This window comes from Campylobacter concisus, assembly GCF_003048595.2.
In the GTDB taxonomy this organism is placed as follows: Bacteria; Campylobacterota; Campylobacteria; order Campylobacterales; family Campylobacteraceae; genus Campylobacter_A; species Campylobacter_A concisus_L.
In genome coordinates this window covers 395,506-414,828 of record NZ_CP049270.1, presented here as the reverse complement: position 1 = coordinate 414,828, position 19,323 = coordinate 395,506, and the positions used below count along the sequence as shown (strand labels likewise).

The following is a 19,323-nucleotide window of genomic DNA, read 5'->3' as shown; positions in this document are numbered from 1 at the left end:
AAATTTTAAATTTTATCAGAATCTTACCAATCTATAGATTGAATTTTTCCTACTTTTAAAGGAAACTGAAAACTTCTGTTTTCATTTAGCCTAACAACCCCTAATGAACTTTGACCGCCAAGCTCTTTTATAAAGACAACACTTTGCCCATCGCTTGAGAATCTTGGATAGTTATTTTTGCCATTTGCTGTAAGCTGGCGTATAAAATCCGTTTGAGTTGAAATTAGATATATATTAAAACTACCGCTTGCTTCCCTACTTGAATAAACAACATAATTTTCAAATGTACTTACAGAGTTGTTATTTTTACCATGAAATACCATTTGTTCAACACTTCCGCCAGAAATCGCAGGAGTTGCAAAAACGTTAGGATAACCAAGTCTATCTGATACAAAAACTATCTTACTATCATTATCTACAAAATTTCCATTTACATCTATACCTGGATAATTAGTAATCTGCGTCAAATTTTTACTATTTGTATTATAGATAAAGATATCTGGTTGATCTTTTGGTGCCATAGTTAATAGAATTTTACTTCCATCCTTACTAACATCTGAGGCTATAAGCATGCCAATGCTATCAATTATCTTCGTTTTTGTACCAGAATTTAGATCATATCTAAATAAAGTTGGCTTATTATTCACATAAGATGTATAGTAAAATTTACTTTGATCGGCTCCTGCCCATTTTGGGAAAATGTTTAGACCGCCACTTACTATGGTCTTTTGATATGTAAGTGTATAATCAGCAACTATGATAGAGCTTTGGCGAGCTGAAGTATATTTTGAAAGAATAATAAATTTTTCCATCCAGCCAACTGGTGGTAAATTTAGCTCATTAGTAAGCTCAACTATACTTTTATGCGCCAAAAACGGATACTTTGCGCCGTCTGGCATAGTGTAAACCTTCTCATATCTTGTAGTTGCTGTTTTAGCGTTTATCAGTTTTACTCTTAAAGTAAGAGGTGAGCCCATAGAGCCTTCAAGTGCATATCTAAAGATAAGCTCGACGCCTTTATCACTCATTGTATTAGTAGTCGCATCCCCTTCATAGGTAGAAGGCACATGGTCTTCGATTACTTCAAAATCGGAACTAACCTTTAGATCTCCTAGCATGATTTTAAAGAATTTGTCTTTAAAACCCATATCGCTAACAGCAGTTGTTGCATCTTGCAAAGCTATCTTTGGCAAGGCAATACCTTGATTTACAACAGATATGGTTGCATCAGCAGCATAAAGCCCTAGAGCAACACATAAAAAAAGAAAAATTTTCTTCATCTCTACTCCATAATTTTATAAATTTTAGTTTATTTTATCTTCTAAATTTAAATTAAAAGTAGTGCTTTTGTCTGGATTGAATGGAAATTTCTCCGTTGTAAGTTTCTCTAAGCACTCTCTTACTTTTGCGTTAAATTCTTCATTATATGATAGCTCTAAAATTTCATAGCTAAAATTTCCGCTCTGATCTATCATAACTTTAACTTTAGCTAAATTTGCAGAGTCGGCCTTATAGCTTTGCCATCTTCTTTCTATTTGTTTTGTTATCTCACCAAATAATTTATCATAAGTACCTGTCATTTGCGATTTTGGAGCAGTTGGATTTTGATCTATCTTTAAACTCTTTATTATATCACTAGCTTCTTTTGCGGCTTTTGAACTAGAAGCTTCGCTTTTTTTACGGCTTTGCACTTTACTTTCGGCCTTTTTTATACCATCATCTTTTTTAAGTTTCGTAGAATCTATGTCACTAAAGAGGTCTTTTATATTTGGCTCTTTTGGTTTTGGCTTTTCAACTGGTTTTGGTGTAGGCTTAGGCTCAGGTTTTGGCTCTGGCTTAACATCTTCTTTGGGTTCTTCACTTGGTTTTAAAATTTCTGGTTTTGGTTCTGGTTTTTTAGGCTCAGGTTTTGGTTCCTCTTTTGGAGGAGTTGGTAAGCTTGGGGTAGGTAATGGTTCATCTGGTACAACAGGCTTATTTGTAGTCTCTTGCTTATCTTCTTCAGACTCCTTTTTTGGTTCGGGCTTTGTCTCTTTAACTACTTCATCTGCTTGTTTTGGAGCTTTAATGGTTTGATCAACTTCTCTATCAACCATAACCACATCCATAATAGCATCTTTATCATCGGTATATTTCTTAGGAGGTTCTACAAAAAATGTAAGCTTTATAAATAAAATAAGTATAATTGTAACGTAAATACAAGATGCTACAAGAAACGAACTAAGCGTTGGAAATTTAACTTTATTTGACATTTTAACCGTTTGTCTCTAAAGCTACTTTATTAAAACCAGCACCTTTCAAAGTCTTTAATACAAACATAACATCATCGTATTTTAAATTTTTATCAGCTTTTATATAGATAGGCGAGGTTTTATCGTATTTTGTACTCATTAATGCGATATTATCAGGAAACTCAGCAAGGCTCATAGTACTTTGATCAACTCTAACTTGTCCTTGCGAATTTATAGATACTATAAGGTCTTTTTGCTTAGATGTTGAAGTTTTTGCCTTTGAACCATCTGGAAGAGTAATATCCTCTTGATATGTTATGGTTGGCATAGTAACCATTAAAATGGCTAGTAAAACAAGCATAATATCAACAAGAGGAGTTATATTTAGCTCTGGTGTCTCATCGGTAAATTTAACGGCCATTTATAGTATCTCATCATCTTTTTTAAGTGCTATCATTACATCAGCCTGACGCTCAATAACGCTCATTAATTCATAAGCTTTTCTTTTTATGAGTAAGTTAAATGTATATGCTGGGATGGCAACAAAAATTCCGCAACCAGTTGCAACAAGTGCCTCTGAAATAGCTGGAGCGATAATACCAAGTGATGAACCTCCACCATTTCCAAGCTGTGAAAATGTCTCTAAAATAGAAACAACGGTTCCAAAAAGACCGATAAAAGGCGAAGTAGATGCTATGACACTTAGCCACGTTAGTCCACTTGTAGCATTTTTCTCGGCTATGCTTATACATACATTTAGTTTTTCTCTTGAGATTCTTCCATTTGCACATTTTCTCAAAGACGAATCATTTGGAATATTTTTAGCACCCATAAGCAGTGCTTCAAGTGCATTTTGCTCACGTTTTTGCCAAGCTCCAATACCAGCCATTCTTGAAAAAAGAATTGTGAAACTAACTATAAAATATATTGACAGCCAAGTTAAAACAATAATTGTAATAAAACTACTTCTTTGAATGTAATTTAAAAATAAATCTATGCCGCCCACTTATCTAGTTCTCACTACATTTTCCATTTTAGATATAGTTGCTGCAAAAGCATTTGTATCACTGCTCATGCTCTCTATCAAATTTCTAGCAGCTTCCAATGAATTTGCAAGCTCGCTTTCACTATCGCCAGAGACGTAAACCGCACCGTCAGCAAGTATTACTACCTTGCCTTCGTCAATCTTTGCATAGCCCCAGTTAATCGCAACAACATCATGTTTTTTATTTTTATGTTCTATATCTATAATACCTGCTTTTAAAAGAGATATTAATGAGGCGTGGTTTGGTAAAACGCCAAACTCACCCTCACTACCTGGAAGCACTACACTGCTCACGTCATCATTAAATATCTGACCTTGAGGAGTTACGATCTCTAAATGTAATTTATCCATTACGCTTCCTTTTTAAATTTAAGCCTTAAGTTTCTCAGCTTTAGCTAAAGCCTCATCTATATTTCCAACCATATAAAATGCTACTTCTGGTAAGTGATCATATTTACCCTCTAAAATTCCCTTAAAGCCAGCTATATTTTCGTCAAGACTTACATATTTACCAGGGCTACCTGTAAATACTTCAGCAACAAAGAATGGCTGAGATAAAAATCTCTCGATCTTTCTTGCTCTATCAACTGTTAACTTATCTTCTTCGCTAAGCTCGTCCATACCAAGGATAGCGATGATATCTTGAAGATCTTTATATTTTTGGAGCACAGCTTGAACGCCGCGAGCTACCTTATAGTGATCTGCTCCTAAAATTTGTGGGTCAAGCATTCTTGATGTTGAATCAAGCGGATCAACAGCCGGATAAATACCTTTTTCTGCGATCGATCTATTAAGAACCGTTGTAGCATCAAGGTGAGCAAAAACAGTAGCAGGAGCTGGATCCGTAAGGTCGTCCGCAGGAACGTAAACAGCTTGAACAGATGTGATTGAACCTTTTTTAGTTGATGTGATTCTTTCTTGGAATTTACCCATCTCACTTGCAAGAGTTGGCTGATAACCAACAGCTGATGGGATACGTCCAAGTAGAGCTGACATTTCTGCGCCTGATTGAGAAAAACGGAAGATATTATCGATAAACATCAAAACATCAAGCCCCATCTCATCACGGAAGTACTCAGCCATTGTAAGACCAGTTAGAGCGATACGGTTTCTTGCTCCTGGTGGCTCGTTCATTTGGCCGTAGCACAAGGCAACTTTATCCAAAACGTTACTTTCTTTCATTTCGTGATAAAGGTCATTTCCTTCACGAGTTCTCTCGCCAACGCCTGCAAATACAGAATAACCGCTGTGTTTAAACGCAACGTTGTGGATAAGCTCCATAATAATAACCGTTTTACCAACACCAGCACCGCCAAATAGACCTACCTTACCACCCTTTGCGTAAGGAGCTAAAAGATCAACCACCTTGATGCCAGTTTCAAAAATTTCACTTTTTGTGCTTTGCTCTTCAAATGGAGGGGGATCGCGGTGAATAGACCAGCGTTTATCAAAATTTATACCCTCACCCTCGTCGATCAAATCACCAACTACGTTAAAAATTCTACCCAAAACTTTTTCACCAACTGGCACACTAATAGGTGTACCAAGTGCTTTAGCCTCTAAGCCACGAGTCAGACCCTCGCTCATATCCATAGCAATAGTTCTGACTCTATTATCACCTAGGTGAGCAGCAACTTCTAATATTAGTTTATGTTTCTTGCCCTCAACCTCAAAGAAAACTTCGATAGCTTCATTGATCTTCGGCAAGTAGTCATTAAAGTCAACATCGACCACAGGGCCCATAACTTGACTAATAACACCCTTCATTCATACTCCTTTTATTTCATTGATTCAACACCACTGATGATCTCAATAAGCTCAGTGGTAATAGACTCTTGTCTTGCTTTATTGTAAGCAAGATTTAACTGTTTAACGCGCTCTTTAGCATTGTTTGTTGCATTATCCATAGCTTGCATTCTAGCACTGTGCTCAGCCGCCAAAGAGTCAACTAAAGCATAATACATACTATACTCAAAATATTTATTGAGCAATTCATCCATGATCTTAGTATAATTGTCTTCTGGCTCAAATTCCATCAAAGATTTTGTCTCAACTGCAACTATCTTAGACGGCTCAATAGGCACAATATCATTTACCCTAATCTCTTGAGAAATCATATTTTTATAGCCATTGTGTATTAGCACGACTTTATCAGTTATGCCGTTTGTAAAGTCATCGATGGCATCTTTTATGATTTTTTGAGCTTTTTCATATGTAGGAGAAGAGCTAGCTCCGACGTAAGTCTCAAGTAGTTCAACGCCTTGGAAATTGAAAAATTCTATACCCTTTTTACCAACAGCTCTTAGTCTGACTTTGATCTTTTTTGCTTTTAGCTCATCAATCATGCGCCTAACTGTCTTTATAGTCTGGACATTAAAGCCACCACAAAGCCCTTTATCAGCGGTAACAAATATAATATCAACCTTTTCTACACTCTTTGTTGTGTTAAAAAATTTACTCTCAGTCATAACTGAAGCATATTGATTGATCTTATAAGCTATCTCCGATAAAACCTCATTGATCTTAAGTGCGTAAACTCTAGAGTAGCGTGCGGCCTCTTCAGCTTTGCGAAGCTTTGCTGTAGAAACAAGCTTCATCGCACGCGTCGTCTTTTGAGTATTCTGAACGCTCTTAATCTTTCGTTTTATATCTTTTAAATTTGACATATCTTGGCCCTAGTTAGCGGCAAAAGTCGCTTTAAAATCTTTCAACGCTTTATGTAAAATTTCTTCTACTTCTTTATCAAGAACCTTTTTAGTTCTGATTTGCTCAAAAATTTCAGGGTATTTTGCCTCAATATATGGATATAGCTCAGCCTCAAATTTTGTTACATTTGCAGTTGCAACATCATCTAAATAACCCTTAGCACCAGCAAATATTATAACTACTTGATTCTCAACTGGAAGTGGAGAATATGGAGGTTGTTTTAGTACTTCAACCATCTTTTGACCACGCTCTAGTTGTTTTCTGGAGCTCTCGTCAAGGTCGCTTGCAAATTGAGCAAACGCTTGTAGTTCGCGATACTGAGCAAGGTCTAGTCTTAGTGTGCCAGAAACTTGTTTGATAGCTTTGATCTGAGCTGCACCACCAACACGAGAAACAGAAAGACCAACATTGATCGCTGGGCGGATACCTGAGTTAAATAAGTCACTCTCAAGGAAAATTTGACCATCTGTAATAGAAATAACGTTTGTTGGAATATAAGCTGAAACGTCGCCTGCTTGAGTCTCAATAATAGGTAGAGCTGTTAAAGATCCCGCACCTAGTGCGTCATTTAGCTTACTTGCTCTTTCTAGAAGTCTTGAGTGAAGATAGAAAACATCGCCCGGATAAGCTTCACGGCCTGGTGGTCTTCTTAAGATCAAAGACATCTCACGGTAAGCAACCGCGTGTTTTGATAAGTCATCATAGATGATTAATGCGTGGCGAGAGTTATCTCTAAAGTATTCACCCATTGTTACACCAGCGTATGGAGCAAGGTATTGAAGTGCAGCTGCATCACTAGCACCAGCATTTACAACTATCGTGTAGTCCATAGCGCCGTACTCTTCAAGTTTTTTAACGACTTGAGCAACGGTTGATTGTTTTTGACCGATAGCTACATAGATACAAATAACATCTTGACCCTTTTGGTTGATGATAGTATCGATAGCAACTGTTGTTTTACCAGTTTGGCGGTCGCCGATAATTAGTTCTCTTTGACCTCTACCGATTGGCACAAGTGCGTCAATCGCTTTGATACCTGTTTGAAGTGGCTCATGAACACTCTTTCTAGCCATAATACCTTTTGCTTTTTCTTCAACAAAGCGAGATTCGGTAGCTTCAATTGGGCCTTTTGCGTCGATTGGCTCACCAAGTGAATTTACAACACGGCCGATCAATGCGTCACCAACTGGAACACGTAGAAGTTTTTTAAGTCTTTTTACAGAGCTTCCTTCTGTAATGCCGCTAGTTTTTCCAAGGATAACTATACCAACACTGCTCTCTTCAAGGTTAAGAGCCATACCCTTTTCGCCGCTTTCAAACTCAACCATCTCACCAGCCATAACGTTTTTCAAACCATAAACGTTAGCAACGCCATCAGCGACTGAGATGACTTTACCGGTCTCTTCTACATCAACACTTAAATCAAAATTTTCAATACGCTCTTTGATTATCGTGCTAATTTCGTCAGCTTTAATTTTTGCACTCACGCTTTCACTCCTTTTTAAATTGCTTTTAATATATATTCACTCATTTGACTTTTTAGTCTATCGATAGAGAAATTTACCTCGACACCTAAATCATCTAACTCAATTTTTACGCCGTTGTAATCGCTCTTTGAGCCATCAAGCTTGATCTTAGAGTTAAATTTCTTAGAGAAATTCTCTTCTAGAGCTTTTAACTGATCAGCGCTTAGATCAAAATTTCCAATAACCTCGCCACGATATGTATTTTCAAGCAAAGATTGCTCTATCTTCATCTCGTTTAAGATCGCTGGGATAAGCTCTAGTCTTTTATTTGCACCAAGAAGCTTTATAAAATTTGCAAATTTGGCGTCTGAATTTTTTACTAAAGAAAGTATAAATTCAACCTTTTTTGCAGCTTTTAAAGTTGGCAAGCTTATGATACTTTTAAATTTTTCGCTTCTAAAAGCTGCAGCTAGCTCAACTAAATTTTCGATAAAGGCATTTAGCTCACCTGGCTTTGCATCGCTCAGGATCGCTTTAACATATTTTTTGGCTACTACTTCATTCATTAGCTAACCTTTTTAAGTATGATATTTACAAGCTCTTTTTGATCGACTTTTAGGCTATCGCTTGAGAAAATGTCGCTCAAAATTTCATTTACAACGCCTTTTGTCATCTTGCGCTCTTCAAATTCTTTTTGCTCTTTATAACCCTTTTCAATATTTGCGATATCATTTTGAGCCTCTTTTTTAACCTTAGCAGCTAGATTTAAAGCCTCTTTTTTAGCAGTTTCGATTAAAGAGTTTGCATTTTGCTTAGCCTCTTCTACACGTTTTAGAGCGTCATCTTTTTTGGCCTTAGAATCACGGAGTTTTTCTTGGATACTCTCAAGCTTATTTGCGATCCCATCAATCCTGCTTTGGTAAAGAGCCCTAAGTGGCTTAGCAGCAAAATAAACCAAAATACCAAAGAAAAGTAAGAAGTTTAGCGTTCTCTCAACTATATCATAGTTTGTTCCGCCATACTCGCTCGCATATGCTAAAAATGGAAGTGCTATAAAAAATAAAATTTTTATCTTCATAAATTTCCTTTATATTTTAGAGAGTTTAGCATTTAAAGCAGCTCTAAGTTCTGGTAGTTTAGCTGATAGGTCTGCTTTTAGGCTATCTTTTTGAGAGCTTAAGGCGTTTAGAAATTCATTATAGTCAGCCTTTAGGCTACTTTTTACAGCATTAACCTCTTTTAAAGACTCTTCTATCGCCGAATTTAAGGCTTCTTGTCTTATTTTATTGGCCTCAGTCCTTGCGTTTAATATAATCTCTTCAATCTCTTTTTCATGAACACTTAGATCACTTGCATTTTTACTAGTACTCTCTTCATCATTTTTTATAGAGGCATTTCTGTCATCTATGAATTTGAGCATTGGCTTATAAAGCAAGGAATTCAAAATAGCGATCAATACCAAGAAAACGACAGCCGTTAAAAGCATCAATGGCACATCTATTTCTAACATCCACTCTCCTTATTTTATCATTAAGTTTTATTTAATATTCAAATTAAAGTCTGATTTTACAATAAATTACTAAAAATAAAAATAAATTTGTAATTCTATTTTAGCCTAGAAATAAATTCTTCTATCTGTGAAATATTATTAAATTCTAAAACTAGATTGCTAGATTTTACTTTTGTCTTTATCTTTAAATTTTTAAAAATTTCTTGTAAATTTGATAGTTTTTTACTCATTTCCTCAGAAATTTTTGGCTTTTTGTCTTTTATCTCTTCCTTATTTTTTATCTTTTTTACTAAAATTTCTGTGTCTCTAACGCTTAACTTTTGACCGATGATCGTATCAACAACCATCTTTTCTTCTTCGGCGCTAAGCCCAACTATAACTTTAGCGTGGCCTTGTGTGAGCTTGTCTTCTTGTAAAAGTTTTTGCGTATAGTCGCTAAGAAGTAAAAGCCTTATCGTATTTGTTATTTGTGTTCTACTTTTATGAATGATATTTGCCAAGCCGTCTTGTGTGATCTTATACTCATTTATGAGCTCTTTATACGACTTTGCAAGTTCGATTGGGTTTAAATTTTCACGTTGGATATTTTCAATAAGTGCAAGCTCTCTTAAATTTTGAGACTTGATATCAGCGATGATCGCCTTTATCTTGCTTGCTCCAAGCATCTTTGTAGCGCGATATCTTCGCTCACCGGCTATTAGCATATAGCCATCATCTTTTTTGATGACGATTATTGGTTGTATTAGTCCGTGCCTTTTGATGCTGGCACTTAGCTCTTTTAAAGCTTCTTCGTCAAAATGCGTTCTTGGCTGGTATGGGTTTGGTAAAATTTCATCTATATTTATCTCTTCGACTATCTCAGAGTCGTTTAAATTTGCAATCTCTTTGCTGTAGGCCTGCTCTACATCTTCAAGTATCGCACTAAGTCCGCGCCCTAATCCACCTTTTTTAGCCATTTTTTTCCTTATTTTTTAGTTTAAAATACAATATGCCAAATTTTGATACGCGATCGAGCCTGGTGATTTTATATCATAAAGTATGACTGGCTTGCCAAAACTTGGGCTTTCAGCAAGTTTCACATTTCTTGGAACAACCACAAATTCCTCTTTGCTGTCCTTACTCTTAAAGAGCTTATTTTCAAAATGCTGCTTTAAATTAGCAATTGTCTCTTTTGAGAGATTGTTTTGCGAGCTAAACATAGTCGGTAAAAAGCCCTTTATGTTAAGCTTTGGATTTATCGTTTTTTTGATGATCTTAACTGTATTTAGGATCTGCGCTAGTCCCTCAAGTGCATAAAATTCACATTGAATCGGGATAATAACGCTATCGCTTGCACTAAGAGCATTTATCGTGATGCTGCCAAGTGCCGGAGGGCTATCAATGATAATAAAATCATAGTCGTTTACAACTTCTGAAATTTTATTTTTAAGGATTAGTTTATAGTCCTTATTTTGATCATTAAATTCTTGCTCAATACCGACAAGTCCGATGTTTGATGGAGCTAAAAAAAGTGTTGGGATCTCAGTTTTTAATACGATTTGCGAGAGCTTTTTTCTATCTGTTAAGACGTGATAGATATTAAACTCATAGTCACTTCTGCTAAAGCCAAGTCCAGTCGTCGCGTTTGCCTGCGGATCGATGTCTATTAATAATACTTTTTTCTCAGCAACCGCCAGTGACGCGGCTAAATTTACGGCTGTTGTAGTCTTGCCAACACCGCCTTTTTGATTAGCTATTGTTATTATCTCGCTCATCTTAAAGAATATACCTTTTCCCCATTTAGTAAGATCGCTCCATCTTCGCAAATTTCAGCATTTTGAAGCGAAACAGCCTTATTTGCAATATGCGTAATAAAACTTTTTGACTTGCAAAAGTCTATCCTAAATTTGCTAAAAATTGGCTTCCATAAAATCTTTTTATCAAGCATGCTAACAAAGCCCCAAACTAGCTCATCTACGCTAGTTTTTATGTCTAAAATGCCCGCATTTTCAGGCGCACTCGTTAAATTTATCCCTATACCACAGATGTAAATTTCATCCACTTTATTTGTCAAGGTACCGCCTATTTTGCGATCATCTACGTAAAAATCATTTGGCCATTTTAGCCAGCACTTTGAGCCAAGTTCGCTCAAGACTTCACGCATCAACATAGAAAAATATATCGAGATTGAGGGCGGAGGTATATCGCTTGGCAGCTCATCTTTACTTATGCAAAATGACATAAACAAATTTCCGCCAAGTCCCTCCCAGCTGTTGCCGCGGCTGCCGACCCCTTTGGTTTGATTGTACGCTACGATCATGTGCGGTGGCTTTATATCGCCGTTTTTTAGGGCCTCTATCAAAAATTCCTGCGTCGAAGGCAAACTTTGAAAAAACTCTACTTTCAAATCACACCTTAAATTTATAGAAGTGATTTACTGGATTTTGTCCACCACCGATGATAACCGCGTTTTTGATAGCGTTAAAGATATAATCATGCGCATTTTTTACACTTTCTTTTAGACCATGGCCATTTGCTAAATTTGAAGCGATCGCGCTTGATAGCGAGCAGCCTGAGCCGTGAGTGGCAGTCGTTTTTATGCGCTCATCGCTAAAAATTTCATACTCGTTGCCATCATAAAATATATCAAGTGACTTGCCATCAAGTTCGCCACACTTTAGATAAACACTCTTTGTGCCAAATTTCAAAAGCTCCTTGCAAGCCTCTTTTAGCTCGCTCTCGCCCTTTAGCTCATGCTTTAAAATTTCGCGCGCTTCAAAGATATTTGGCGTGATTACGCTTGCAAGTGGGAAAAGCTCCTCCACGATCGCGTCTTTTGCCGAGCCCTCTAGCCAGATGTCGCCATTTTTACAGCTCATAACTGGGTCAAGCACTACTGGTGGTAAATTTTTGATCTCTCTTAGCGTTTTTGCGACGCATTTTATGATCTCAACGCTTGGGACAACGCCTATTTTTATCACATCAACTTTTATATCATCAAATATCGCCTTGATCTGATCCTCAATGAGCTTAGTATCAACTAGCTGCATGCCAAATATGCCCTTTGTATTTTGAGCAGTGACCGCCGTAATCGCTCCCATCGCATATACGCCGTGTGCTATAAATACCTTTATATCAGCTAAAACTCCAGCTCCGCCACTTGGATCAACCCCTGCTATACTTAACGCATTTTTCATAACCGCTCCTTTAAATTTATTTTAATTCATCGCCAACGCTAAGGCGCTTACCATTTATATAGGCTTTTGCGTTTGTTGGCTTTTTGCTTGGCTCTTGAAGCTCGTAAATTTTGACCGCCCCACCCTTGCAAGCAACCACGATGTGGTCCTTTTCTATGCTTAAAATTTCTCCGCTTTTGCCACTTTTTTCGCTTAGCTCAAGCGATAAAATTTTTAGCCCACTTGCCAGATAAAGCCCTGGCCAAGGTGTGAGCGCGCGAAATTTATTATAAATTTGCCCCGCCTCTTCATCAAAGCTAAAAAGCCCGTCGCTTTTACTTATCTTTTTGCAGTGCGAGGCCTGCGTGTTGTCTTGCTTTTGTGGCTTTAAATTTTCAAAATTTTTAAGCACTTTTACGATTAGCTCGCCGCCAAGCTCGCCTAGCTCACTAAAAAGCTCGCTTGACATCTTATTTTCGCAAGGCGTGTAGATGAAGTCTAGCATATCGCCAGTGTCAAGCCCAGCATCCATTAGCATAGCTGTGACGCCAGTTTGCTTCTCGCCTGCTAGGATCGCGCTTTGAATGGGGCTAGCACCTCTATATTTTGGCAAGATAGAAGCGTGTAAATTTATACAAGTCGCCACGTCAAGCACGCTCCCAGGCAAAATTTTGCCATAAGCTGCCACCACGATAAATTTAGGCTCAAATGCCTTTAGCTCGGCAACCACCGCCTCATCTTTTAGCGTATTTGGTGTAAGCACTGGCACGCCTACTAGCTCATTTTGAGCGTAAATTTTCACCTCGCTTGGGGTTAAAATTTGCTTTCTGCCAACTGGCTTATCAGGCTGGGTAAAGACTGCTTTTATATTAAAGCCAGCCTCTTTTAGATGCCTAAGTATCCTAACGGCATAATCAGGCGTCCCCATAAAAACTACATTCATCACTTTTCCTTTAAATTTCAACGACTTTTATTTTGATCTGCGTTTTTACTGCCAGTCAACCAAGAGGCGCATGGATCTTCTTGCCAGTTAATCTTTTGAAATGTCAAATTTCCTAGCTCATTAATGTTAACTTTGCCACTACGATCAAGATCCAGCCTTTTAAATTCCTCACTAGTGCATAGATCTGGTGCTATTTTTAGTCCTGGTGGCACCTCGCAAGCCATCCATTCATCTAAATTTAGCATGCCGTCACGATCTATGTCATTGTAATCCAAAAACATATACGCCGGATCCGCCGGATCACAGCTATATGCGCTAAAGTAAAATAGCATAATGCAAAAAATTTTCTTCATTTTATGTTCTTAAATTTCTATGTTCAAAGCGCTAAAAAGTCGCAACTCAAAGCTCATTTTTAAGTAGCTCAAGCAGTGCAAATTTAAGCTCGTCGATGTTCTCGTTTGTCGCTGACGAGATCGGCAAAATAAAATATGGTTTTGAATGATCAAAGCTGAGTAAATCTTGTTTGTAGATAAATTTACCGTTTTGCTCTGGCTTTAGCTTTAAAAATTTCATAAATTCTTTTATGTTTTCATCTAAATTTTCTGCCGCATCGACTCTGGTGATAGCGATCGCATAGTCCCTGCTAGCAAGTACGCTTGAAAATTTAGCAACCTCCTCTTTTAGCACGCTAAACTGCTCGCTCATGCTTCTATAATTCGCACTATCTATCATGAAAAGCAAAATTTTATTTCTCTCGATGTGCTTTAGAAATTTAACGCCCAAGCCACGTCCATCGCTCGCCCCCTCGATGATACCAGGGATGTCAGCCATGACAAAGCCACTAAACTCATCGACCTCAACAAGGCCAAGCTTTGGCGTAAGCGTTGTAAATTCGTAGTTTGCGATCTGTGGTTTGGCATTTGATACTGTTGAAATAAGAGTTGATTTACCAACATTTGGAAAGCCCACCAAACCAACATCAGCAATGAGCTTTAACTCGAGCCTTACTTCAATGCTCTCTTCAGGCATACCTTTTTGTGCGTATTCTGGAGCTTGGTTGATAGAGCTTTTAAAGTGAAAATTTCCGAGTCCGCCTTTACCGCCCTTTAAAAATAGCGTCTTTTGACCCTCGCTAACTATATCACAGAGTAGTTCATTTGTCTGTGCATCATAAACAGCTGTGCCAGGAGGGACTATGAGTTCTAAATTTTCGCCCTTTTTGCCAGTCATTCGCTTGCCCATGCCAGCTTCACCATTGCCAGCTTTCATGGCTCTTTTACCCTTATAATTTGCTAAAGTATGGGTATTGTTGTCACAAACAAAATAAACGTCTCCGCCATCTCCGCCATCTCCGCCATCAGGACCGCCTAAAATGACGTGTTTTTCACGGCGAAAACTCACAGCTCCAGCTCCACCATGCCCCGAACTTAGAGTCAATCTTGCACTATCTATAAACATTTTTTACCTTAAATTTTTTATTTGGATTATATCCAACTTTACTGAAATTAAATCGTGATATCTTGTCTAGAATAAAGCAAAGACAATCAGTATAAAGCCTAAAATATAAAGCTATGGTTGATTTAAAATTTCTCCCAAATAGCTATTTGAAAAATTCTAAACACTAAATAAAAATTTTGATTTTTGAATAATTTCAAGAAAGAAAGGGGCGATTGCCCCTGAGATTATGCAGCTGGATAAACAGATACTTTTTTTCTGTTTTTATCAAGTCTTTCAAATTTTACAAAGCCATCGACTAATGCAAAAATAGTGTGATCTTTGCCAAGACCTACGTTATTTCCAGCGTGAGTTGCTGTTCCTCTTTGGCGGATGATTATATTTCCAGCACGAACGAACTCGCCACCAAATTTCTTAACACCTAATCGGCGTCCGATACTATCACGGTTATTTTGGGTTGAACCTTGACCTTTTTTGTGTGCCATATCTTATCTCCTTAAGCTGCGATACTTACGACTTTTACACGTGTAAATTGTCTTCTAAAGCCGCGTTTTAGTTTTGAGTCTTTACGTCTGCGTTTTTTGTAGATAACTACTTTTTTGTCTTTGCCTTCATTAATGACCTCAAGAACAACTTTTGCACCCTTCACAAATGGCGCACCTACCTTTACTTCGCCGTCATTTACAGCCAAAACTTCTGTAATCTCAACGGTTGATTTAGCTTCAGCACTAAAGTGATCTAGCTTAAGGTACTCGCCCTCGCTAACACGATATTGCTTACCACCATGCTTAAATATAGCGTATTTTGACATACTCTACCTTTCTAAAATTTGGTAAGACCAAAAAGCACTTTTTTGCAAAAGATTTATGGAGCTTTATTGGTTGTAAGGTGTGAATGTTAGCCAAAAGTTTATAAATTCTACTTTAATGCCCCTGATTTTATGATCTCATCGGCTAAATTTCTTATCATAGAGCTATGATCCAGAAAAAAGGTTTTGTCATTTGGTAAATAAGGCTGATGTATCAGAGTTTTAGCTACTGGCGCATTTAAGATCATATTTATCAGTTCAAACTCAGGTGGCAAAACAAAATAGAGTTTTGGCCTAGGAATTTCTTCTTGAAAGAGCCTCCCACACTGGTTATATCCGCCGTTGCAGCCTGGGGAGTAAATTTAGCTTTGCATACTAAAAGAGGAGATTATTCAACACCTCAACATCGCCATCTTCTAGGCACTTTTCAAACAAATAGTCGTAATCACTTGATTTTCTCCCATTTAGCTCAGCATAAATCTTTGCATACTTACCTAAAATTTTTGTACTTTTTTGACTCTAAAGACAATATCTTGTTTACCCCTTGTTTTTGTTGATTTTAGCTAAAAATGACTAAGATAGCTTAGCTCTTTTTATATGCAAAAGGTGGTTTTAGCGGATAGTTTAACCGCATTTTGGCTATAATCGCCCCAAATTTAAGCAAGCTTAGGATAAAGATGGCAGGCGAAGATCAGGAAAAAACCGAAGAAGCGACCCCCAAAAAGATAGAAGATGCAAAAAAGGATGGTAACGTACCCAAAAGTCAGGACCTAGCTGGGTTCGTGACCCTTGTCATCGCTATTGGCGTACTACTTGCGATGCTAAATTTTATGAAAGAACAGATCATCTCACTTTATATATACTATTCAAAATTTATCGGTCAGCCACTTACCTTACCAACTGTAAAAATGATCGTTGTAAATACCTTTGCAAGGTCACTTCTTATGATACTTCCAGTTTGTATCTGTGTGGCGATCGCTGGTGTCATCGCAAATGTAATGCAGTTTGGATTTATCTTTACCACAAAACCTATAATGCCAAATTTTGGCAAGATAAACCCGCTAAAAGGGCTAAAAAATTTATTCTCGATGAAAAAAGTGATAGACAGCATTAAAATCGTACTAAAAGTTAGTATCGTCTTTGGTGTTGGATTTTATTTTTTCTTGCAGTTTATAAAGGAGCTACCGCACACGCTCTTTTTTTCTATGTTTGATCAGCTTGCTTGGCTAAAAGAAAAGCTCATCATTCTTGTTAGTGTCATGCTTTTTATTCTTTTTGTGATCGGACTTATCGACCTTCTCATCGTGCGTTTTCAATACTTTAAAGACCTTCGTATGAGCAAGCAAGAGATAAAAGATGAGTATAAGCAAATGGAAGGAGATCCTCAGGTAAAAGGCAGAATTCGTCAAGCGCAAATGCGTGCAGCCAAGCGTCGAATGATGCAAAATATCCCACAAGCTGACGTAGTCATCACAAACCCTACTCACTACGCCGTGGCGATAAGATATGATAAAAGTCGCGACGAGGCGCCGATAATACTTGCCAAAGGTGTTGATTTTTTAGCACTGCAAATCAAAAAAATAGCCGTTGAAAATGGTGTGCAAATTTATGAAAACCCACCACTCGCAAGAGAGCTTTATAAAATTTGTGAAGTCGATGATACGATACCAGCACATCTTTTTAGGGCCGTGGCCGAAGTGCTAAGCTTCGTTTATATGAGCAATAAACAAAAATTTAAAGATAAGCTTTGATAAATTCTACTCTTGCCACTAGAAATTACTAGCAGCAAGAGAATTTATCTATTATAGATATCCAAAAGCAGTTGCAAAAATATAGCCAAATATACAAGAGGATATAACACCAATAAGACCCGGAATGATAAAGCTGTGATTGATAACAAATTTACCAATATGTGTCGTACCACTTCTATCAAACTGAATAGCTGCAAGGTCGCTTGGATATGTTGGTAGGATGTAGTATCCGTAGCAAGCTGGCGCAAAAGCTAGAATGATAGCAGGATTAACATCGATATTTAATGCTAATGGCACAAAAGCAACCAAGGCTGCAGCTTGAGAATTTACAAATTTTGAGATAATCAAGAGCATAACCGCATAAGTCCAAGGGTGCTCTTTTACGATGCTTCCTAGCGCCTCTTTCATCATCGGAGTATGCACTGCAAACATAGTCTCAGCCATCCAAGAGATACCAAATACTGCAACAAGAGCGATCATGCCTGATCTAAATATCTCGTTTTTACCGATCTTGCTAGCATCTGTTGGTGTAAAGATTAAAATGATAGCGCCTGTTAAAAGCATGAAAATTTGGATAACATGAACCATGCTTAGGCTTTTTGAAGATGCTTGTTTGTTGCTTATATTAATGTAAGCACCTTGGAATTCTTCTTTTGCGCCTTTTTCATTTATATATGTTACTGCACCATCAGCTGTGCGAGTAAGAGTTTGATTTGCATCTTTGCCGATGATTTTGACTGATTGAGCTTTTTGATTGGCATTTAGCTTATCGTTTGCTACTTTTAGCTCAGCCGCCTCTGTTTGGATGCTAGCGTCTTTTATTTTTAAGGTTTTTAAAACTTTTTGTTCAGTTGGAAGGTTAGCTATTACTTGAACGACCGTTGCGTCTTTGTAAGTAGTCCAGCTTGGACGAAGATCTTTAAAATATCCAAGAAGCGCAACTACAAGAATAGAGCCTAAAAATATCCACATTGCAGCCCATTGATACCCAGGAAGCTTTTTGCCCAAAAGTGTCGCACTATCGCCATAAACATATTTTTTAAACTCAGGATCTTGAAGCTTTGTTTGAAATACTTCATCTTTATCAAGATCTTTACCTCTAAACCAGCTAAAAATTCCTACCGCCAAAACACCGCAAAATGTCGAAGGGATAGTAATCTTTAAAAGATCTAAATATCCATCAAAGCCAGCTAAGTGAGTTTTAGCATTAATAAGAAAGCTTGTAAGAGTTACAACAGCAACTGAAACTGGGCTAGCGATGATGCCCATTTGTGAGGCTATCGAGCTTGCTGCCATTGGTCGCTCTGGGCGGATGCCATTTTTGATAGCGATATCATAAACGATAGGAAGCACGGTATAAACAACGTGTCCAGTACCGCATAAAATAGTAAGTGTACATGTTACAAAAGGAGCCAAGATACTTACATATTTTGGATTTTTTCTAAGTATGGTTTCTGCTATTTGAAGCATAACATCAAGACCACCACTGGCTTGAAGCGTAGCACTTGCCACAACAACAGCGAGGATAGTTAGCATAACATCAATTGCTGGCTTACCAGGCTCGATATTAAATCCAAAAACGAGGACTATAAGACCGATACCACCTAGCATACCAAGTGCGATACCGCCTTTTTTAGCTCCGTAGAACAAACAGATAAGGACGATGAGAAGCTGGATAGCAAACTGCATGCCTTCACTTAAATTCATGAGAAAATCCATGAAACCTCCTAAGTTAATATAAATTTAATCAAGATTATATCTCTTATGGATTTAGATTAAACTTATATTTTAAGGATGATTTGATACAAATATAACATTTTGATTAAAAAGCTTATTTAGGGTAAATTTTTATAAGATTGTCTTTTGCAAAAATTTATTTGACCTTGCAGATTTTATTAATCCTAGAATGTATAAGACAAAAATAGCATTGTTATATTTTAAATTTATTAATAACAAAAATTTATTTAAATTTTATAAATAACCTAGAAGTCTTGTAAATACGAAATTTAATAGAACTAAGAGAAAGGGATTAATATTTAAGGAAAGGTTAATGGTGGTTAGAGGCAGAATCGAACTGCCGACACGCAGATTTTCAGTCTGCTGCTCTACCGACTGAGCTATCCAACCACCCGTTAAAGAAAGTCAGATTATACATGCTTAATATTTAAAGCAAGTTTAAAATACACACTTTTTTAAATAAAATAAGTTATGTTTTTCTATTTTGACTTGAAATACAAAAGAAATTCTACAAAG

The 19,323-nt window shown here is 37.2% G+C and carries 23 protein-coding genes and 1 tRNA gene; 1 reads left to right on the top strand and 23 read right to left on the bottom strand.

Annotated elements, in window-relative coordinates; all coding sequences use genetic code 11:
- Positions 1–23: 23 nt before the first annotated feature.
- From tolB to CVT15_RS09900, 21 genes are all read right to left on the bottom strand, one after another.
- Positions 24–1,280, bottom strand: coding sequence for a Tol-Pal system protein TolB (tolB, locus tag CVT15_RS02060; protein WP_084041265.1), 1,257 nt, complete (start codon positions 1,278–1,280; stop codon positions 24–26).
- A gap of 24 nt (positions 1,281–1,304) precedes the next feature.
- Entirely contained in the window at positions 1,305–2,252 is a 948-nt protein-coding gene (locus CVT15_RS02055; RefSeq protein ID WP_107898053.1) for a TonB C-terminal domain-containing protein, read from the bottom strand.
- A gap of 1 nt (position 2,253) precedes the next feature.
- A complete protein-coding gene (locus CVT15_RS02050) occupies positions 2,254–2,652 on the bottom strand; it encodes a biopolymer transporter ExbD (protein WP_021090535.1) in 399 nt (132 codons plus the stop codon).
- Positions 2,653–3,237, bottom strand: a complete 585-nt coding sequence (locus CVT15_RS02045) for a MotA/TolQ/ExbB proton channel family protein (RefSeq protein ID WP_051288435.1) — start codon at positions 3,235–3,237, stop codon at positions 2,653–2,655.
- Positions 3,238–3,627, bottom strand: coding sequence for an ATP synthase F1 subunit epsilon (gene atpC / locus CVT15_RS02040; protein ID WP_021090667.1), 390 nt, complete (start codon positions 3,625–3,627; stop codon positions 3,238–3,240).
- 18 nt (positions 3,628–3,645) lie between these two features.
- Positions 3,646–5,043: a F0F1 ATP synthase subunit beta gene (atpD, locus tag CVT15_RS02035; protein ID WP_103576907.1), complete on the bottom strand. Its 1,398-nt coding sequence runs from the start codon at positions 5,041–5,043 to the stop codon at positions 3,646–3,648.
- An 11-nt stretch (positions 5,044–5,054) separates the two neighbouring features.
- The gene (atpG, locus tag CVT15_RS02030; RefSeq protein WP_087585510.1) at positions 5,055–5,942 is read right to left on the bottom strand and encodes an ATP synthase F1 subunit gamma; all 888 of its coding nucleotides are present in this window, start codon (positions 5,940–5,942) and stop codon (positions 5,055–5,057) included.
- Between the two features lie 9 nt (positions 5,943–5,951).
- A complete protein-coding gene (gene atpA / locus CVT15_RS02025) occupies positions 5,952–7,469 on the bottom strand; it encodes a F0F1 ATP synthase subunit alpha (RefSeq protein ID WP_009294343.1) in 1,518 nt (505 codons plus the stop codon).
- 14 nt (positions 7,470–7,483) lie between these two features.
- Positions 7,484–8,014, bottom strand: coding sequence for a F0F1 ATP synthase subunit delta (locus CVT15_RS02020; protein ID WP_087585509.1), 531 nt, complete (start codon positions 8,012–8,014; stop codon positions 7,484–7,486).
- Positions 8,014–8,526, bottom strand: coding sequence for a F0F1 ATP synthase subunit B (locus CVT15_RS02015; RefSeq protein ID WP_103576908.1), 513 nt, complete (start codon positions 8,524–8,526; stop codon positions 8,014–8,016). The genes CVT15_RS02020 and CVT15_RS02015 overlap by 1 nt, the downstream gene beginning before the upstream one ends.
- A gap of 9 nt (positions 8,527–8,535) precedes the next feature.
- The gene (locus CVT15_RS02010) at positions 8,536–8,958 is read right to left on the bottom strand and encodes a FoF1 ATP synthase subunit B' (RefSeq protein ID WP_103576909.1); all 423 of its coding nucleotides are present in this window, start codon (positions 8,956–8,958) and stop codon (positions 8,536–8,538) included.
- A 95-nt stretch (positions 8,959–9,053) separates the two neighbouring features.
- A complete protein-coding gene (locus CVT15_RS02005; protein ID WP_103576910.1) occupies positions 9,054–9,914 on the bottom strand; it encodes a ParB/RepB/Spo0J family partition protein in 861 nt (286 codons plus the stop codon).
- Positions 9,915–9,929: 15 nt separating this feature from the next.
- Complete coding sequence (locus CVT15_RS02000) at positions 9,930–10,712, bottom strand: ParA family protein (RefSeq protein ID WP_021090449.1); 783 nt, start codon at positions 10,710–10,712, stop codon at positions 9,930–9,932.
- Positions 10,709–11,344 carry a biotin--[acetyl-CoA-carboxylase] ligase gene (locus CVT15_RS01995; protein WP_087585505.1) on the bottom strand — a complete coding sequence of 212 codons (636 nt, stop codon included), beginning with the start codon at positions 11,342–11,344 and terminating at the stop codon, positions 10,709–10,711. Before CVT15_RS01995 ends, CVT15_RS02000 begins: the two co-directional genes overlap by 4 nt.
- Before the next feature lies 1 nt (position 11,345).
- A complete protein-coding gene (gene thiD / locus CVT15_RS01990; RefSeq protein WP_087585504.1) occupies positions 11,346–12,134 on the bottom strand; it encodes a bifunctional hydroxymethylpyrimidine kinase/phosphomethylpyrimidine kinase in 789 nt (262 codons plus the stop codon).
- 16 nt (positions 12,135–12,150) lie between these two features.
- Positions 12,151–13,056, bottom strand: coding sequence for a methionyl-tRNA formyltransferase (gene fmt / locus CVT15_RS01985; protein ID WP_103576911.1), 906 nt, complete (start codon positions 13,054–13,056; stop codon positions 12,151–12,153).
- 17 nt (positions 13,057–13,073) lie between these two features.
- Complete coding sequence (locus tag CVT15_RS01980; protein WP_103576912.1) at positions 13,074–13,409, bottom strand: GDP-mannose dehydrogenase; 336 nt, start codon at positions 13,407–13,409, stop codon at positions 13,074–13,076.
- A 46-nt stretch (positions 13,410–13,455) separates the two neighbouring features.
- Positions 13,456–14,514 carry a GTPase ObgE gene (gene obgE / locus CVT15_RS01975; RefSeq protein ID WP_107898054.1) on the bottom strand — a complete coding sequence of 353 codons (1,059 nt, stop codon included), beginning with the start codon at positions 14,512–14,514 and terminating at the stop codon, positions 13,456–13,458.
- Between the two features lie 224 nt (positions 14,515–14,738).
- A complete protein-coding gene (rpmA, locus tag CVT15_RS01970) occupies positions 14,739–14,996 on the bottom strand; it encodes a 50S ribosomal protein L27 (protein WP_002942569.1) in 258 nt (85 codons plus the stop codon).
- An 11-nt stretch (positions 14,997–15,007) separates the two neighbouring features.
- Entirely contained in the window at positions 15,008–15,322 is a 315-nt protein-coding gene (rplU, locus tag CVT15_RS01965; protein ID WP_054196211.1) for a 50S ribosomal protein L21, read from the bottom strand.
- A gap of 107 nt (positions 15,323–15,429) precedes the next feature.
- Complete coding sequence (locus CVT15_RS09900; RefSeq protein ID WP_230853963.1) at positions 15,430–15,567, bottom strand: hypothetical protein; 138 nt, start codon at positions 15,565–15,567, stop codon at positions 15,430–15,432.
- Between the two features lie 429 nt (positions 15,568–15,996).
- Here CVT15_RS09900 and flhB point away from each other — a divergent pair, with 429 nt between their 5' ends.
- Entirely contained in the window at positions 15,997–17,070 is a 1,074-nt protein-coding gene (flhB, locus tag CVT15_RS01955; RefSeq protein ID WP_035167257.1) for a flagellar biosynthesis protein FlhB, read from the top strand.
- A gap of 51 nt (positions 17,071–17,121) precedes the next feature.
- On the opposite strand, the gene CVT15_RS01950 is transcribed toward flhB, so the two are convergent.
- Entirely contained in the window at positions 17,122–18,789 is a 1,668-nt protein-coding gene (locus CVT15_RS01950; RefSeq protein WP_087585498.1) for an anaerobic C4-dicarboxylate transporter, read from the bottom strand.
- 332 nt (positions 18,790–19,121) lie between these two features.
- Positions 19,122–19,197, bottom strand: a tRNA-Phe gene (locus CVT15_RS01945).
- Positions 19,198–19,323 lie beyond the last annotated feature (126 nt).

Coding starts and splice junctions, on each gene's coding strand:
- tolB (WP_084041265.1), bottom strand. CDS start 1,280: ATGAAGAAAATTTTTCTTTTTTTATGTGTTGCTCTAGGGCTTTATGCT.
- CVT15_RS02055 (WP_107898053.1), bottom strand. CDS start 2,252: ATGTCAAATAAAGTTAAATTTCCAACGCTTAGTTCGTTTCTTGTAGCA.
- CVT15_RS02050 (WP_021090535.1), bottom strand. CDS start 2,652: ATGGCCGTTAAATTTACCGATGAGACACCAGAGCTAAATATAACTCCT.
- atpC (WP_021090667.1), bottom strand. CDS start 3,627: ATGGATAAATTACATTTAGAGATCGTAACTCCTCAAGGTCAGATATTT.
- atpD (WP_103576907.1), bottom strand. CDS start 5,043: ATGAAGGGTGTTATTAGTCAAGTTATGGGCCCTGTGGTCGATGTTGAC.
- atpG (WP_087585510.1), bottom strand. CDS start 5,942: ATGTCAAATTTAAAAGATATAAAACGAAAGATTAAGAGCGTTCAGAAT.
- CVT15_RS02020 (WP_087585509.1), bottom strand. CDS start 8,014: ATGAATGAAGTAGTAGCCAAAAAATATGTTAAAGCGATCCTGAGCGAT.
- CVT15_RS02015 (WP_103576908.1), bottom strand. CDS start 8,526: ATGAAGATAAAAATTTTATTTTTTATAGCACTTCCATTTTTAGCATAT.
- CVT15_RS02010 (WP_103576909.1), bottom strand. CDS start 8,958: ATGTTAGAAATAGATGTGCCATTGATGCTTTTAACGGCTGTCGTTTTC.
- CVT15_RS02005 (WP_103576910.1), bottom strand. CDS start 9,914: ATGGCTAAAAAAGGTGGATTAGGGCGCGGACTTAGTGCGATACTTGAA.
- CVT15_RS02000 (WP_021090449.1), bottom strand. CDS start 10,712: ATGAGCGAGATAATAACAATAGCTAATCAAAAAGGCGGTGTTGGCAAG.
- thiD (WP_087585504.1), bottom strand. CDS start 12,134: ATGAAAAATGCGTTAAGTATAGCAGGGGTTGATCCAAGTGGCGGAGCT.
- fmt (WP_103576911.1), bottom strand. CDS start 13,056: ATGAATGTAGTTTTTATGGGGACGCCTGATTATGCCGTTAGGATACTT.
- CVT15_RS01980 (WP_103576912.1), bottom strand. CDS start 13,409: ATGAAGAAAATTTTTTGCATTATGCTATTTTACTTTAGCGCATATAGC.
- obgE (WP_107898054.1), bottom strand. CDS start 14,514: ATGTTTATAGATAGTGCAAGATTGACTCTAAGTTCGGGGCATGGTGGA.
- rpmA (WP_002942569.1), bottom strand. CDS start 14,996: ATGGCACACAAAAAAGGTCAAGGTTCAACCCAAAATAACCGTGATAGT.
- rplU (WP_054196211.1), bottom strand. CDS start 15,322: ATGTCAAAATACGCTATATTTAAGCATGGTGGTAAGCAATATCGTGTT.
- CVT15_RS09900 (WP_230853963.1), bottom strand. CDS start 15,567: ATGATCTTAAATGCGCCAGTAGCTAAAACTCTGATACATCAGCCTTAT.
- flhB (WP_035167257.1), top strand. CDS start 15,997: ATGGCAGGCGAAGATCAGGAAAAAACCGAAGAAGCGACCCCCAAAAAG.
- CVT15_RS01950 (WP_087585498.1), bottom strand. CDS start 18,789: ATGGATTTTCTCATGAATTTAAGTGAAGGCATGCAGTTTGCTATCCAG.